The following is a 14,827-nucleotide window of genomic DNA, read 5'->3' as shown; positions in this document are numbered from 1 at the left end:
AACCGGTCTCCGGAATAACCGGGGCGGTTCACTGGGTTGGTTCATCACAGGAAAAGCGATGCCATAACGAGCCTGTAAATAACCCATCTGTAATTGAGCCAAAGTCAGCTTCTCGGTTTCAACACGGCTTAAAGCAAGCGCTTGAATCAAGCCACCTGAAGATGCTGCTTCATTTTCAGCAGCCTCTACACGTAGCTGTTGGGATGCCATTTCCCCTAACAACTGCTCGGCACGTTCTGGATCAGGTTCTACTGCAGGAAGCGTTATCTCTAGCTGAACGCCACCGTCTTCCGCTTGTTGGCGGCTCTCAATCATAGTTCGTAGCAATAACAGCGCTTCACGACGCGTTTCAGCAAGTGTATTAATTAAACCGCCATCATAAGATGAAAGCGTTGCATCAGCGTCAGCAATCTGATCATTGATCGCAGCGATCTCTGAATCTAATGAAGAAACTGCCTGCGCAGAGGCCGCACCAGTGATACAGAAGTTAAGTAAAAAAACTGTTGCGAGCGTCCCCATCCGATACATAGCGCTAACTCCTAAAAACCTGGGCTTTTTTTATACAAAAGGATTATGAGAAATGACTCATTGGCCTTAATCCACTCCCAGTGCTTTGACCACTGCATCAATCGGTTCAGCATAGAAGCTGGTCTGAAATTTGGTAAATAATTCTCCGGGAATGGTGGGGATATCCATTGCACTGCTCATCGGCAGGGTGACACGCTTACCGCCGGCATCGAAGGCGACCTGCAGGCACTCTGCTAGGTTCTGAACGGGCTTTAAACTTCCGCCCAGGCTCATATCGCCTAGCACCACCATTTGGCTTTGCGTCGGCTTGCTGACAAGGCCTGATGAAAACGCCACCAAACTGGCTAACGACAAATCGCGCAGGACACCGCTATTTTGCAGGTCGACCACATGGAGGTGGAAATCATGCTCCATGACCTTACGGGCACCGCTAATGCGGCTAGCGTTGGCCTTGAAGTAATCAAATGCCATTTTGACCTGCTCTTTGGCTCCGGTGGAATTCCACAGCCCCGACATCGCCAGCTTGCCGCTGCCTGCGGTTACCTGCATTTCGATGCGGTAAACACCTGGCATACCCTTGTCGCTTAGGCCAATAGTATGTACTACGCCCGGCTTATCTTGGCCTTCTGGAATCAGGCCACCTCCGCCCTGCTCTTTCACCGATACAAAGTGCTCTTCCAGGGTCTCCTTGTCGATATAGCTGAAATGGACATCGTAAAACTCCATGCCGCCAATTTTTTTCAGTTGCTCCTTCACACGACGACGTACCTGCATAGCGTATTCCAGGCACTCCCGTACATCATCTTTTGTGTACTCCCCATGGGGTAACATCAGTTTGAGCAAGCCAGAAACCGTTTTACGAACCGCGATCACGTCACGCTGATTAAGATTGTCACCCAGGGAAAAGTAGCAATCAATTGCATCCGCGAAACTGCGCTTGCGCATTTCGCGGAAAAATTCAGCCAGATAATCGACGATAAACCCATAGCGCTGGGTAAAGAACGATGGCCGCATCTTGGGGATTTCCCAGCCGGGAATATAAGCATGGAAGCGATCAAAGAAGGCAGCATCAATCATGGCATCAGGGAATGGCGTCAATAGGTGGCTGGTTTTCACCATCGACTCAACGCTCTGGTTGATATTGCCCACAAACACCATCGAGGCTGAGGCCTCCATCTGTTCGCGCCCACGGGCAAAGGAACCAGAGGCCATGTAATCCTTCATGATCTGCACCCCGTCCTTATCCTTGAACGAGATCCCCGCTACTTCATCGAACGCCACCAAGTCCCACATGCCCACCAAGCCAATGCGCCGCGAGCTCATGTTATAGAAAAGGTTAGCCACCGTGGTTTGCCCGCCGGAGACCAAAATGCTGTTGGGTGAACACTCTTTGTAGATATGGCTTTTGCCGGTGCCCCGTGGCCCTAGCTCGCAGACGTTGTAGTTGTTCTCGACAAACGGAATCATCCTGGCCAACAGGTGCCACTGCACGCTCTCATCTAGCTCGGCAGGTTCCATACCAATCGAGCGAATCAGCACTTCACGCCATTGAGCATTGGTGAACCCACGCCGCCCTTCAAACAGCTCGTCCATGTTCATGTGAGGCATCTGAATCGGCTTGAGCACGCTGACGCCAAACGGCGAGCTTGTTTGCCCCTCTTCGTGGAAGTAGCTGAGCGTGGCGATCACCCAAATACCGCCTACCAGCAGCTTCTCGTGCTCTTTAACAATACCTGCAGAGATTTCGGCATCTTTGATGCCCAGGTTACTGAACGCCGCTTCATAGCGGTCTTTTTTCTCATTCAGACGCACCGTGACACGATCAATTACCTTGAAGCTGCCGCGCTCGCGCACTATGGATTTCACTTTCTCCGCTTCATCCGGCCGAACGTAGTTATCCGTCAGAATCGCTTTAACGTTTTCCAATCCTGTAGCAATCACCTCCGCATCGTCTGAGGCGCAGTACATACCCAACAGGTACTCCAGCACGTAAACAGGGACGTTTGCGCCCTCTTTCACGCGTTGAGTGAGATCCTTACGCACCACGCGGCCCGAAAAGTGGGTGTTGAGCAGCGTATCCAGATCGGCATCCTGGAGGGCGTCGGTCACTTGCGTGGCGGAAGATGAGTCAAAATCCATGTGGGCGGTCACTCCTGAACGAGGAAAAAAGCACAATGCACAAACATAAAAGCTTCCCAGCTGATGATGGGCCTAGAAAAAATCATCCGTAAACGCGAGATCAATCACCACCCGGTAGCGCTCCCGCTCAGTGCCCAGGTCTTTATCGCGCAGCACCAAGAAGTAGTCATTCTTGCGATCAAATGACGTGCCTGATAGCGAGAGGCGCACCGACTTCATGCGCTCGTTCATATTGTCGCTTGCGCTATCGAAGGTCACCACCTCTTCACTGGAAACCACCTCGCTACCCGCGTAAATCGCCACCGACAGCGTGACCGGGCGGAGACGCTCGCTCACCGCTTCGGTTTGCAGCAGGTCGAAGCGCTGAATGTTATTGACCATTTTTAGGGATGCCTTGGGTGAGATCACTTCCACCTTGCGGCTGGTGCGCTTTTCTACCTTCTCGCCCCGCAGCTGCTGAACGGTGAGCACTGGCACCACGATTTCCTGAGGCATAATGCCCCCGTGTACAAAGCGCGCCCCGCCGACAAAATGAAAACGGTGTGCGCCTTTGGGTATCCAGAACTGGGTGTCGCAGGTGGTGCCTGCCGTATCGCGGGTATGGCCATGCCACACGCTGGGGTTATCGGGCAGCGACTCGCCCAGCACATAGCGCTTTTTGCTTTTGAAGGCCGACGTTGGCTTGTCTGACAGCGCCGTGCGGTCGGTAGCATCCAACGCGCTGCGCTGGAACAGGAAACCGTGGTCGGCGGTGACCAGCACCGTGCTGGTGTTCAAGTGCATGAGAATTTTACGGGTCAGCTGATCCAGCTCATCAATGGCATCCTCTACTGCTGCGAACGTCTCGCTTTCGGTGTTAGCGGCATCCCCACGGGCATCCACCACGTTGTGGTAAACGTACATCAGCTGCACGCCTTTGATCTTTTCGCGCCCCTCTTCACGGCTCCAGCCTTTTACGTCCTCGGCGGTCACGGCTAACGCCTCCCCGCCTAGCGCGGCTTTGAGTAACTTGCTGCGGTTCGCCGTGCCTTGGGTAGATTGGCCATTCACCAACACCGTATCGCTGCCCGGCTGATAGCTAAGCTCTCGGTGCGGTAACAGCGAGGCCATCCCCAGGGTGGTATAGCTTGGCACCACGCCTAACTGGCTTTTTAACGTCGCTTCGCTGTAGCGCTTGGCATTAATGCGTTCACGCAGCTCTTCTGCCGCTTCATAGCGGAAGGCATCACTAATCACTACCACCACACGCTTTTGGCGGCTAGCGGCTAGCTGGGGTTGCACCCAATCTCGGTAGAAGTGCTGCTGGCTGGGGATATTGGGTAGCTTCCAGTGGGTGAGCCGCTGCTCGGCTTCCACACGCTCGCTCCAGTTACGGGTGAGCTGGCCCAGGAACCACTCGTCATAACAGCGTTCAACTGCGGCATCCAGGCTTTTTAACAGCTCAACGCCAGTGGTATCTGTGGCCACGGCATAATGGCGATAGGCGGTATCAAAACGGTAGAGGTCTGTTTGGTAAGCATGGTACAGCGCCTCAACGCTCTCATAATGAAAGCCTTTGGCATACTGATGACGCAGGCTAAACAGCGCAATCGCCGCCGTCAGTGCGGCATACAGCTGCCGATAGCGCTCGCGGCGGGCATCGTTTTTATGCCGAGACGCCCAATAACCGTCCAGGCGCGCCACAATGATGCTGTCGAACAACTTCAGGTCGCGGGCACCCGCCGTGGGAATCGCCTGGCAGAGATCAACAATGATCTGCTTCTCCACCACCTCAAACGTCGCCACATGGCTTAGCTGCTCTAACGGCACATCCTGCAGCTTGTCATCAATGCGCTGGGCATCCGCCACCCACCCAGAGATCACATCAAACGCAGGGTAAAAGCGTGAGCTATCTCGCCAGCGGGTGAGTAGCGCCCGGGAGGATGCACGCGCATTAACAGAGGGAATGGCCACCTGACGCGCCCAGTCAGGAATATCAGAAATGCTCTCGCAGTAGCCGGTAATCAATAACCGCAGCATCAGCTGGCCGAAGTTTAGCGGCGCTTCACCGCTAAGCTCTGCTTGGCTAGCGGGGTAACCCACCTCGGCCTGCAGGGCGCGCACCAATGCAGGCACCAAGGCGTACTTCCCGGCCTCGACCAACGCCGCTGGGTTCGTCTCTAATCCCAACTCGTGGGTTACCGCTTCTTCAGCCAGATGGAACAGCAGCGTGGCCACGTCGAGGGACGTTGCCCCCACCACCACGGCCAGCATCGCCAGATCCAGCTCATCTTCACTGAGGGAAGGCGTGACCAAACGCTTCAGGGCCTCAATACGTTTCCGGCTGGCTAAAAACACCTGCCGCTGAGCTAGATGCTCGCGCAGCACATGGCGCGACAAGCCCAGCTCATTAAAGATCATCGAGACGCGATCCGCATAAAACCGGCCGGAGTAGAGCTTTATATCCAGCAGCCAGTCGTCTTCCGGTGCTGGCTCGGCGTAAGGAAAGTAGAGCAGCGCGGGAGTGTCAGGCTCTTCCAGCTCCAAACGTAGCTTTACGCCCAGGGTCGACTCCCCAGCCATCGTGATCACCTGAACGCCTTCCAGCGCGAGCTCACTCAGCGACTCGGCAAAGTGGCCGGGGGCGTCGTACCAGAAGACGATGCGATGGTGATCAGTGAAGAAGGCATGTTGTAGGCCCTGCTGGAGTTGTTCGAGCTGCATATACCCTCTTTACCATTAAACACCGTGGTAACAATTACCTTTCGCTTTCCATCTATGTATTTTGAGAGATGGTTAACAAAAACATAAGTTTAAAGTGAAATTCTACCACGCGAGTAGCAGCAAGCGCCGGCGCATCTGTAGGAGCGACATAAGCACAGCGACGTTAAATACATGCTAGTGCGTACCACCCATATAAAAGCTACTTAACGGCAACCCTTGCATCAGTGTATGACATCGGTCTGCTAGCGGATGTCAAAAGGAACTCTATTTGTCGGAAACTGAAATCCTGCCTATTTGGCAGGCTCTGGCGTTAAACTTGTCAGCAAAGCTTTTGCTTGGTTGATCAAGCGCACGGTAGCATCCAGATCCACATGCCCATTTTGATCAGTTTGCCGAAAATCCTCACCGTCAAAAACGGCGACAACCATTGATTGACCATTACCAAACCTAGCTGGCTTTTTGGTTTTCAAGCCAAAGGCCTCTGAATGTTTAACAATCTTATTGAACCACTCACGCCTTTTCGCTGCTCTCTGAGTGACATCCGGCACATCAATTCGAAAACGAAGCTCTCGGTTGTCCACCAACTGAACGTGCAAGATATCCTGAAAGCAGCACCAAAACCCCAGAAACCCACCAGACTGGTTTGGCACATAGCCCCAGTTGCCTTCGCCAAGCTGCTCCTTAAGCGCTTTGTAAAACCCTATCCAGGCGTACCCATCCCATTTCTCGAATGGCTTTGTTCGATAGGCTTCTACCCGCGTATCCCAATGCTGCAGCCACGCTAAATAATCGTGAAAAATAGCGTTGCTTGTCCCTGCTTCTGCCTCTAGCACGTCCAGAAAATCACGCCGTGAGAACGGCTGAAATCCATTACGATAAATGGCCTTGTAACAGGTCTGGTCGCCTGTTTTGAAGTATATCGCCAGAGTATTATAGGGTTGGTAACCCCTGCCTTGAATGTCGGCAAGGTACTTAGCCAGCTGGTTCGAGTGCGCGTCTGTGTGCGTCTTATCCTCAATCACAATCGCAAACGTGCCATCAAGTACGCACAGCACGTCAATATTCTTGCTTTGCCGTGTCACGGCAACATTGGAAAAGTCCGGCATGGGTTTACCGTGCTTTTCAAAAAATGCGGCGATCAGCTTTCTTGCACAACCATAAAGTTGTGCATCTACTGATTCATATCGCAAATCGGCCCAAGCCAGCAGCCACGCAATAAAGGCATCCTGCGATAGCTCTGTCGTGGCAAACGAAAAAATATTTGGTTTTTCGATCATGGCTGGTTCAACTGTTGTCCTATTGTTGCTGGAGATTAGTTGTTCATTGTTGACGCGTAAGTAAGCCTAAAGAGAGTAATTAGCTCGGTGCAATTTATTTTGAGCTAGGAATTCACAAAGCCTCATAGTAATCACGGATCATCTGCGCCATTAGCTTGCGACGCGCAGCAAGAAAATCGCGGTAATTGTCAGCGGTGACGGTATCAATAAAGCCCGGTATAGCGTTCTCTCTCAGGTTAGCTTGAAGGTCTGTCAGATTAGTAATTTCACCTAACGATAGCTCACCGGTGTCGCATTGTGATTTCACCTTGTGCATATAGGTTTGCGGAGGATGGTCTTTAATAACGATATTGATGGGTGTTTCCGTCAGCGCAAAATTGGCCACCTGATTGTAGTCACCCTGTTTCGGGAAGCCATTCTTTATCAAATAATTCTTAGGAACAATATGGTGCATATCACCATGCCCTTCGATCATCTGGGCAACATTAATCGACTTCGACAAAAAACCGCGGACACCCTTACTCACTAGCGCCGCTAGGTAGATTTGGAACGCTGGACTACGCTTGCTAGGTGATACCAGTTCCTGCAGCAGAGCCACTTTCCAGAAACCATCCCCAAGCTCTGACTCTTCCAGAATTCGCAGGTAGCCATCAGCGCCGTGTTCGCTGATGCGTCGTAAGTCAGTTTCCCAGGTAGATTCGAAACTGCCCACCGCACGACCAGTGAGCAGCGTCATCACGAACCAGCGCTTAACGATACGTGCCCGCTCGCCCTCGTTTAGCTGGCCATCGTTGCGCAAACGCAGGTACAAAGCATAGGCAAAATTCAGCGCGTTTTTTGAACCGATCATGCTGGCGTCAATAAAGCCCGATGACTTAATCATCATTACAAAGCGCTCAAGGTGGGTCTTACGCACAAGTTGGTCTAACGCATCGGAAAAGCGTTGGTAGGCATCGGGAATGCGGCTTTCATCAATTTTGCGGGTTTCCGGATCCAGACCGGAGAGTTCGCTGACAATTGCTCCGGCCTTGCCCCGGCTAAATCCCACCAAGCCCGCAATGCGGATCACATCGGTATATTCCGGCTGAAACAGCTCATCTGTTTGACGTTTGAGCCACTGGATTTTTTCGAGATGCTCGGAAGCGGCAAACTCTTCGTCATTCTCACGGATATCGTCAAAGGCATGGCCAGAGACAGCCAGGTGGCAGAAGTAATCAATCAGCTTGCGCAGGTTACGGCCTTCATCGCCATAGGTAGCAATCTTGCTCATCACGAAGTCGGCGCTGGAAAGCGGCACACCTTTGGCATTAATACGCACAAAGATCTCCGCAACTGTTTCTACATCCAAATCATCGTTGAGAGAGATCACACCGACCTGGGCGTGTTCAATACCTGCGAGCTTCGCTACCGCAGCCTCGACCTGCCCCTCATCGACACCGGGGTTCTTGTCAAAATAGTGACGTAGAAAGGTCAGCTGGCTAGTGCCCGAGAAAAACTCGCTAATATCGTGAATCCACTGGCTGCTATTACTGATTGCCGGGGTGCGTGTAGCAAACTCCTCGGTCAACGGGTTGAACGCGATGGCAATGCGCTTTTTCTGGTAGCGCTTGCCCACCACCGGCTGCCCCGCCACCGCTGCACGCAGTGCTGTTACCCGCTGCTGGCCGTCAATCAAAATCTGTTGATGAGCCGCCACATCGCCGCCTTTCAGCTTGGCGCCTACTGACTGCCAAGTGATCAGGTAGCCCACAGGATAGCCGTTGTATAACGAATCCATCAGATCGCGCACCTGGGATGTTTTCCATACGAAAGGCCGCTGGAGTTCAGGGATAGCGATCTTGTCACTGCGCACATCTGCCAACACTTGGCTGACGGCAGTTTGCTTTACTTCGTATTTTGCCACCTTGCCTCCTTTGCCTAGAGCAGTCTTTATTTAGGCTGGAATTTAAGAAACCGATGACGTAGTTCTTTTCCACCGCCTTCACATGAGACTTGCAGGACACCTTTATACAGACAATTTAATGCCTCCTCTACGGCGGCTTCAGCCAACTTAATAAGGATGATCGGATTAATATATGTCCACATGTCTTCAGATAGGCTTTCGAAATCACCATTCCACTTAACATCTGGATGCCTAATCAATACATCAGAGTTTTTATCAAACGAGAAATTATAGTTGGGTTGACTGTCATACATTGCTTTTGACAAGCATGATGCTGTATGTAGGAAGGAATTTCTGAGAGCAACTAATGCTTTGCTATCTTCATCGTTTGGAGAAAAATCACAAAAATAATACAAGGCTTTTTTAATGCCACTTGCATTTGAGTGTTCATATGGTTCCATATCATTTCTTGAGTAACAAAAACCAAGCTGATCTAAAACTGTAAATACTGCTGAGACAGGCAAAAAATTATCAGAATAAATGTTTTCTTTCGCATGCCCAATCTCTCTTAATACAACCGGAATAACAGAGAAAAGAATGCCATCTTTAATTTCATTAACTTTCCGACCATTAATATGAACGAAAGCAAACTCCAAAAGCGTCAACTGGTTCAGGTTTTTTACTTCGATAGATCTACTAATATCAGTATATTTCACTTTATTTCACCCGCGTTATAAACTAGAAAAACAATAAAATTTTACTTGCTCAATTTTTACGCTTAGATTCATTATTAATTGTTATCCCCCGCCACCTGCTTCACTTCCGCCAACAAATCTCCAAACTTCCCGTAATTCATCTTCACCCCATCATCCAGATTTAGCGAAATACGTTGGTCGGCATAGTGACGCAGCTTCTCATCGAAGGTGTTGAGTTCGGCTTGCTGTTTGTAGAGCTTGCTTAGCTCTTTCTCGATGGCTTTCGCTTCGGCGGCGGAGGTGCTGGCATCTTTGTCTTGCTCTAGTTTTTCCACGTAGCTGGCGAGCTTGGTGGTGAGCGGAATGACGTAGTCGGTGCGCATCTCGGCAAGGGTGCTTTCGTTATAGCGGTGCAGGTAAACCAAGCACTCGAAGGCTTTCTGTTTGCCGGAGGAGAACAGCCAGTAGATGGGACGTTTTTTGTAGGTGCGCAGGTGGTCTTTAAAGAACTGGGTGCTGAGGTAGCGGCGGATAGTCTCTAGCGCGGCCTCGCCTTTCTTGGGTTTAATAGCGTGTAGACATAGGCTTTCGGCGACGAAGTCGAGGTTTTCCTGAAGGTGCTCCTCGCCCCAGACGGTGCGGACGAAGTCGCGGAAGCGGTTGGTGGCGTCGTCAGGGAACCATTCCTGATCAGTAAGCGGGATGATGGCGTTATGATCTGCGGCGAAGCTGGGCTTGGGGATTTGAGCAAGGTAATCGCGGACGGTTTCGCCCTGGCTGGCGAGAATCAAGCCGGGCTTATCCAAGGAGTATCGGCCCACCATGCAGCCAACCGAATATGATGCAAGGTCAGCAACTATCCCGGTTAGATATTTTTCATAAGCAGAAGAGTAGTCCCCCTTGTTATTAAAATACAAATTTGAGTTCAGAGAAATATCTTCTATGGCAACCATTTTTTTAGCAAGAGAGCCATAGTCTTGACAAATTAGCGAGTAGTTTTCCCTCTCTATAAAAAGCAGGCTTTCTGATCTATCTTCATGCTTTTTGCCAAGAGCGAGAAAACTTTCTTTTATACTTCTATAGTTCTTTTGTGAGACTAATGAGTTTGCTTTAAATTCGAAAGAAAGCTCGCTCTCATCATGATCTTCTTTGGAGATATCGATTGCCTTCGCCACGTTGGAATTGATTTTTTCTGAGCCAAACCCATGCTTTGGAAAAGGAACCCTTGCTATGTCTCCAACTTGAAATGTCGAGCTAGGGTTGAGCATTTCCATAAACTCTACAATCTTGGGAGAACACATCAGCGCAAGAACATCATTCAGCTTTTCTTTATCCATAAAAGCTGAAGACCCTTTTACGTCAAACATGCTTCCAGCAGGAGAGTACCTGGCTGCGAACTTGGTTGTTGCGATATCTGACCAAGTTATAGATTCTTTGAATTGATATTTTTTGGCTCTTACTGGAGCGCCATTATAATACTTGGGTAAGCCATGAAATCTGTGAATATCTTCTCCCTGATTCCCCCAGTTAACAACTAGATCTCTGTTTCCATACCATTTTCTCCATTGCCCACCTTTATTATAAGGATACCATTTGGTATCAAAATTGATTGATTCCTGGTTGTTTTTGCAATTTAGCTTTATGTTGCAGAAGCCCACCTCATGCCAATATCGGACAAATATCTCGTTTGACCCCGTGTGCATGCCCACTTTAATTTCTGCGATGTCACCGATAGCGCCCATGGATATGAAATTGTTGTATGTAACATCGTCAATCCAATAAGCTATGGGCCTGCCGGGTATCTTTATCAGATCACTCGGCTTTGCTTCATATAGCCAGTTGCATTCGCGACTCTGAGCGGCTTCTCGTAGTGAAGCGCTCTTTTCAGCTTCGCATTTTCCATCCACGAGCCGTAAATAAACACCACAATAGTTAGGCTTTGCTATTTTCTCCATCACAAAAGCGGTGGCAGATACGACTTCTCCGCTGATGCTGTCAAAAGCCCTGCCGCCAAGGTGGGCCATAGTGATGATGGTGGTTTTTTCCATCAGCCATGCTCGCAGCTTTTCGTAGCTGGATAGAAACATCCACGACTGCATATTGATCTGAGCATTGTAGCCGAGCGGTGCCAGCAGACTGAAAGCGTGTTCCATGAAGATGGCAAATAAGTCAGGCTTGCTGTTGGGATAAGCGCTTTTCGCGTAATCTTTCAGCGCTTTATTCATGCCCTTACTGCCCATATACGGCGGGTTCGCAATCACCGCATCATACCGCTGCGCCAACACCCACGCCTGCTGCACGATGGGTACCAACCGCTGGGCGGCGGCTTTCTGCATCATATCGCCGCTGTTGATGAGTTCAGTAAGGTCTTCCAGCAGCACTTTGAGCGGCGCTTCCCACTCATTGGGCACCTCAATCAGCGAGCCGAAGGTTTTGGCATGTTGGAAGCGCTCGATTAAATCGGCAATCAGCTTGTAAGTAGCATCATTGTTGGAAAGGTCTTGCTGTTCGCTCTCAAACAGGCTTTGGGATTGGCCCTGGTGCCAGTCGCCGGTTAGGTTGAGATTCCGCCATAGGGTGTTGGCTTCCAGGTGTTGGCTGCTTTGCATGGCCAGCACGTTTAGGCGCACCTTGTTATCAATCAAGCGGGTGAGAATGCGGCGGTCATCTTCGCGGGCTTTCATCAGCAGCGCAAAGCCCGCCAGCTGGGCGGCGCGGTCGTCGATATCCAAGCCGAATAGGTTGTTTTCCAGAATCAGCTTGGGGATGTCGCGAGTGCGGTAGCCGCGCTCTTCGTAGATCGCCTTCAGCACGTTATAGGCTTCCACCAGAATATGGCCGGAGCCGCAGGCGGGATCGAGCACTTTGATGGTTTCAAGGTCGAGGCTGGCCGGGGTGATGGCATCCAGCTGGGACTGTACCTCTGGCTCCTGCTCGGCGGGCTCGATGTAGTACGGCATCTGGCCTTTGAGTGGCGAGCCTGGGTAGGTTTGCAGCCACTGGCGGCCTACCGAGTTCTGCACCAAGTATTGCACGATCCAGTTGGGGGTGAATAGCTGGGTGGCAGCGGGAATGTCCTCGCTTTTCACCACTTTACCGATCACCTGGTCTTTTTTCTCGCTGATGTAGAACTGGTAGAGCCAGCCAATCACTTCTACATCCTGCCAGTCTTCCTCGGGAATCGCCTCGACCAGCTCACGAATCAGCGAATCGGTTTTGGTCAGGTTATCCGGCAGCAGCAGCTCGCTGGCGTCGTCCAGCGGTTCGAACAGGAATGGCATGGCCTCATGCAGGGCGTGGCACTGGGCCAGCAGCAGCTCGCGGTAGAGGGTTTCATCCTGGGTGCCGTCGAGCTTTAGTTCGCGCACGCGGGCGGTGTCTAACCCTGGTAAATCTACCTCTAAGCATTCATCCAGAATCTGGAACTGCCCGGCTTCGCCCCCTGCCCCACTCAGCACGCGGCGGCCGTGGTCTAGGTAGCCGTGAATTTCCATATAGCGAATGGCGCACAGGCGGTTGAACCAGCTATAGGCGGCCTGCTCTATCGCTTGGGTAAAGCCATCGCGCTGCACCCACGCGGCCAGCGCTTCCCGTGCGCCTTTCAGGTGGGCGGGCACGGTGTGGGTTTGGCCATCCTGGGCGGTCATCACCAACACATCGCCCTTTAGCTCCAGGGGAGCAATGACAGCACCGCCTTTGGTATCTGGGCTAATGCCCACACGGGCCGCCTGGCGCGTCATGGTGTCGATAAAACGGGCGCGGGCTTTGGGGGCGTATTTTTTGATGTTGGCGGTGTTCATGGTGAATTCCTTATCGGGCCGCCTGCGTGGCTTGGCCGAGGTGTTCTGGTTTTTCTGTACGTTGCTGTTAAAGGCGTGCGAGCAATCTACTGGGCTGACTCTAGCCGTGCTGCTTACTGGCCCAGTGACTGAGTCACTGGGCCAGTGCTTTTAATGGAAGCCGGTATTGCCAACCGGTTATTCAGACGAATAGATGTCGCGGTCATTTGTGTATCTGCTCGTTGAAGTTATCGGTATCTGAGTGTTGGCTTATATAGCCATGAAGCCTGCCCTCAGTAGGCAGTGAAAGCAGGCTGGCATCATCACATAGCCCCAGTATTGGTGTGCCTACTTCCAGGTGTTCTTGCCAATAACCGTCCGTTGCAAGCAGAAGCGTTTGGCCCGGCGGTAAGGTAAGCATGCAATGATCAGGGGCGGTGAATCTCCTGGCGTTCAGGCATCGCGTTAAACGTTGCTGACGTGCTAAATGCTCGTCATTGCTGCTCAGGGGCGATAAACCCGGCTGCATAGCTAGGGTATGGGGCGCTGTGAGCCAGCGTATTTCCTCTCCATGCTGCACGCCCACCAAGCAGTCACCACAGTGCCAAAGCTGCACTTTCCGCGTTTTAAGGTCGAGTGCCATCATGCAATAGCTGGCAATATCATGAAGAAACGTGTGCCGCAGGCGCTGCTGCTCTTCTCTGAGGCGTTTCATCATTTCAGACGACGCACCATTAGGCGTTTGCAAGAGCGCCTGAGCCGAGACATTGGCCCAATGGCGAGCAAGTTCTAAGCCATTGGGGCCTTTTTCTGCACCGTCTACCAGCACTGCTAACAGAGTGTGCTCACGCTGGATCACTGCGGCTGCATCGCTGTTGCGTGCTCTCTCACCCCCTTGGCGGCTGAACCAACTAGCCTGCTGCATTAACGCCGCTCCCCAGCTAGCATTTCTAACCGTTCAAAGAGCACTTCTTCGCGGCCTGGGTCTCTTGCTTGACTTTGAACGGCATAGGCAAAGTTCTCATCTTCAAGAAGCTGAGACAGCTCCTGCGCGATGTAATCTTGAAGCGCAGCGTCTACTGAGCGTATTTCGTCTAAAAGCTCTGGCCTACCATCTACGAGATTGAGGATATCTTCGAGGTCGTGACTCTCTAATGGGTCGTTATTGCCGCGCCCTTTATAAGCCTCTAGTTTGGTCGCCACAAAAAGCGGTGGGCTGACCACGCGAATCATCAGGTCATCACCTAGCGATATTGGCTCAGCACATTCCAACGCCTGGCGGTACCAACGGTTGCTAAACCCCAGTACCTCTGCGTTATCTGGCATCAGGTCTACTCGTAACTCACCCAGCTTCATCGCGCAGATAGGCATGTCCTCGTCTATGGGAGAAGGCTCCTTGAAGCCATGCGCTTTCAGTTTTTCCTTAAATTGTTGCAGACTGGTATACGTCATGACGCTAATGATCAGATCAACATCATCCGTGCTACGCACTTGCTCGCGGGTAAAGGGATCCGTCAATAGCAGTCCTGTGGTACACCCACCTACAAAGGCGACTTGTTCACGAAGCTCTTCTCCCAACGCTTCAGCGACGTGGCGCAGCATCGCGCGCTGATCATCAAACAGGCTCATTATTGGCTCCTTGCATCCGTCGTCAGATGTTGCGAGAGCTGTTCTGCGGCCACTTTGCTTTCACGTGGATGGCCCAAACGTATGGCATCTACCAACGCTAACATCGCATAAAGTTCTTTATCACGGCGTACAGCGTAAGTTGCTGTTTTGAACAACGGCTCTACCGACTGACCTTTACTATTGCCTCGTGGGTCT

General features: G+C 51.6%; 10 protein-coding genes and 1 pseudogene. 1 reads left to right on the top strand and 10 read right to left on the bottom strand.

Annotated features, from left to right (window positions below; translation table 11 throughout):
- From K7H09_RS19560 to pglX, 7 genes are all read right to left on the bottom strand, one after another.
- Positions 1 to 528: hypothetical protein (locus tag K7H09_RS19560; protein WP_230805629.1), on the bottom strand; the 528-nt coding region annotated here is incomplete at its 3' end.
- Positions 529 to 594: 66 nt separating this feature from the next.
- Positions 595 to 2,667, bottom strand: coding sequence for a protease Lon-related BREX system protein BrxL (gene brxL, locus K7H09_RS19555; RefSeq protein WP_230805627.1), 2,073 nt, complete (start codon positions 2,665 to 2,667; stop codon positions 595 to 597).
- Between the two features lie 72 nt (positions 2,668 to 2,739).
- Positions 2,740 to 5,370, bottom strand: coding sequence for a BREX-1 system phosphatase PglZ type A (gene pglZ, locus K7H09_RS19550; RefSeq protein ID WP_230805625.1), 2,631 nt, complete (start codon positions 5,368 to 5,370; stop codon positions 2,740 to 2,742).
- Between the two features lie 290 nt (positions 5,371 to 5,660).
- Positions 5,661 to 6,647, bottom strand: a complete 987-nt coding sequence (locus K7H09_RS19545; RefSeq protein WP_230805623.1) for a PD-(D/E)XK nuclease family protein — start codon at positions 6,645 to 6,647, stop codon at positions 5,661 to 5,663.
- Between the two features lie 112 nt (positions 6,648 to 6,759).
- Positions 6,760 to 8,550, bottom strand: coding sequence for a GmrSD restriction endonuclease domain-containing protein (locus K7H09_RS19540; protein ID WP_230805621.1), 1,791 nt, complete (start codon positions 8,548 to 8,550; stop codon positions 6,760 to 6,762).
- Between the two features lie 26 nt (positions 8,551 to 8,576).
- A complete protein-coding gene (locus K7H09_RS19535) occupies positions 8,577 to 9,245 on the bottom strand; it encodes a hypothetical protein (protein WP_230805619.1) in 669 nt (222 codons plus the stop codon).
- Between the two features lie 74 nt (positions 9,246 to 9,319).
- On the bottom strand, positions 9,320 to 13,024 hold the full coding sequence (pglX, locus tag K7H09_RS19530; RefSeq protein ID WP_230805617.1) for a BREX-1 system adenine-specific DNA-methyltransferase PglX: 3,705 nt from the start codon (positions 13,022 to 13,024) through the stop codon (positions 9,320 to 9,322).
- On the opposite strand from pglX, the gene K7H09_RS19525 reads away from it, so the two are divergent.
- Positions 13,023 to 13,178 (top strand): hypothetical protein, encoded by a 156-nt coding sequence (locus K7H09_RS19525; protein WP_230805615.1) that lies wholly within the window; start codon positions 13,023 to 13,025, stop codon positions 13,176 to 13,178. The two genes, pglX and K7H09_RS19525, sit on opposite strands and share 2 nt — an antisense overlap.
- 48 nt (positions 13,179 to 13,226) lie before the next feature.
- Here the strand turns inward: K7H09_RS19525 and K7H09_RS19520 are convergent, their stop codons facing one another.
- The 3 genes and pseudogenes from K7H09_RS19520 to K7H09_RS19510 all read right to left on the bottom strand — a co-directional run.
- The gene (locus K7H09_RS19520; protein WP_230805613.1) at positions 13,227 to 13,928 is read right to left on the bottom strand and encodes a protein phosphatase 2C domain-containing protein; all 702 of its coding nucleotides are present in this window, start codon (positions 13,926 to 13,928) and stop codon (positions 13,227 to 13,229) included.
- Complete coding sequence (locus K7H09_RS19515) at positions 13,928 to 14,632, bottom strand: hypothetical protein (RefSeq protein ID WP_230805611.1); 705 nt, start codon at positions 14,630 to 14,632, stop codon at positions 13,928 to 13,930. The genes K7H09_RS19520 and K7H09_RS19515 overlap by 1 nt, the downstream gene beginning before the upstream one ends.
- Positions 14,632 to 14,827: pseudogene (locus tag K7H09_RS19510) on the bottom strand (hypothetical protein); the annotation flags it as partial. The gene K7H09_RS19515 and the pseudogene K7H09_RS19510, both read right to left, overlap by 1 nt.

It is taken from the genome of Halomonas sp. IOP_14, from assembly GCF_021021315.1.
GTDB classification, from domain to species: domain Bacteria; phylum Pseudomonadota; class Gammaproteobacteria; order Pseudomonadales; family Halomonadaceae; genus Vreelandella; species Vreelandella titanicae.
This window is presented reverse-complemented; position numbering and strand designations above follow the sequence as displayed.

What these genes read in the sequence shown, in the direction of transcription:
- pglZ (WP_230805625.1), bottom strand. Translation starts at nt 5,370, where the DNA reads ATGCAGCTCGAACAACTCCAGCAGGGCCTACAACATGCCTTCTTCACT.
- K7H09_RS19545 (WP_230805623.1), bottom strand. Translation starts at nt 6,647, where the DNA reads ATGATCGAAAAACCAAATATTTTTTCGTTTGCCACGACAGAGCTATCG.
- K7H09_RS19520 (WP_230805613.1), bottom strand. Translation starts at nt 13,928, where the DNA reads ATGCAGCAGGCTAGTTGGTTCAGCCGCCAAGGGGGTGAGAGAGCACGC.
- K7H09_RS19515 (WP_230805611.1), bottom strand. Translation starts at nt 14,632, where the DNA reads ATGAGCCTGTTTGATGATCAGCGCGCGATGCTGCGCCACGTCGCTGAA.
- brxL (WP_230805627.1), bottom strand. Translation starts at nt 2,667, where the DNA reads ATGGATTTTGACTCATCTTCCGCCACGCAAGTGACCGACGCCCTCCAG.
- pglX (WP_230805617.1), bottom strand. Translation starts at nt 13,024, where the DNA reads ATGAACACCGCCAACATCAAAAAATACGCCCCCAAAGCCCGCGCCCGT.
- K7H09_RS19525 (WP_230805615.1), top strand. Translation starts at nt 13,023, where the DNA reads ATGGTGAATTCCTTATCGGGCCGCCTGCGTGGCTTGGCCGAGGTGTTC.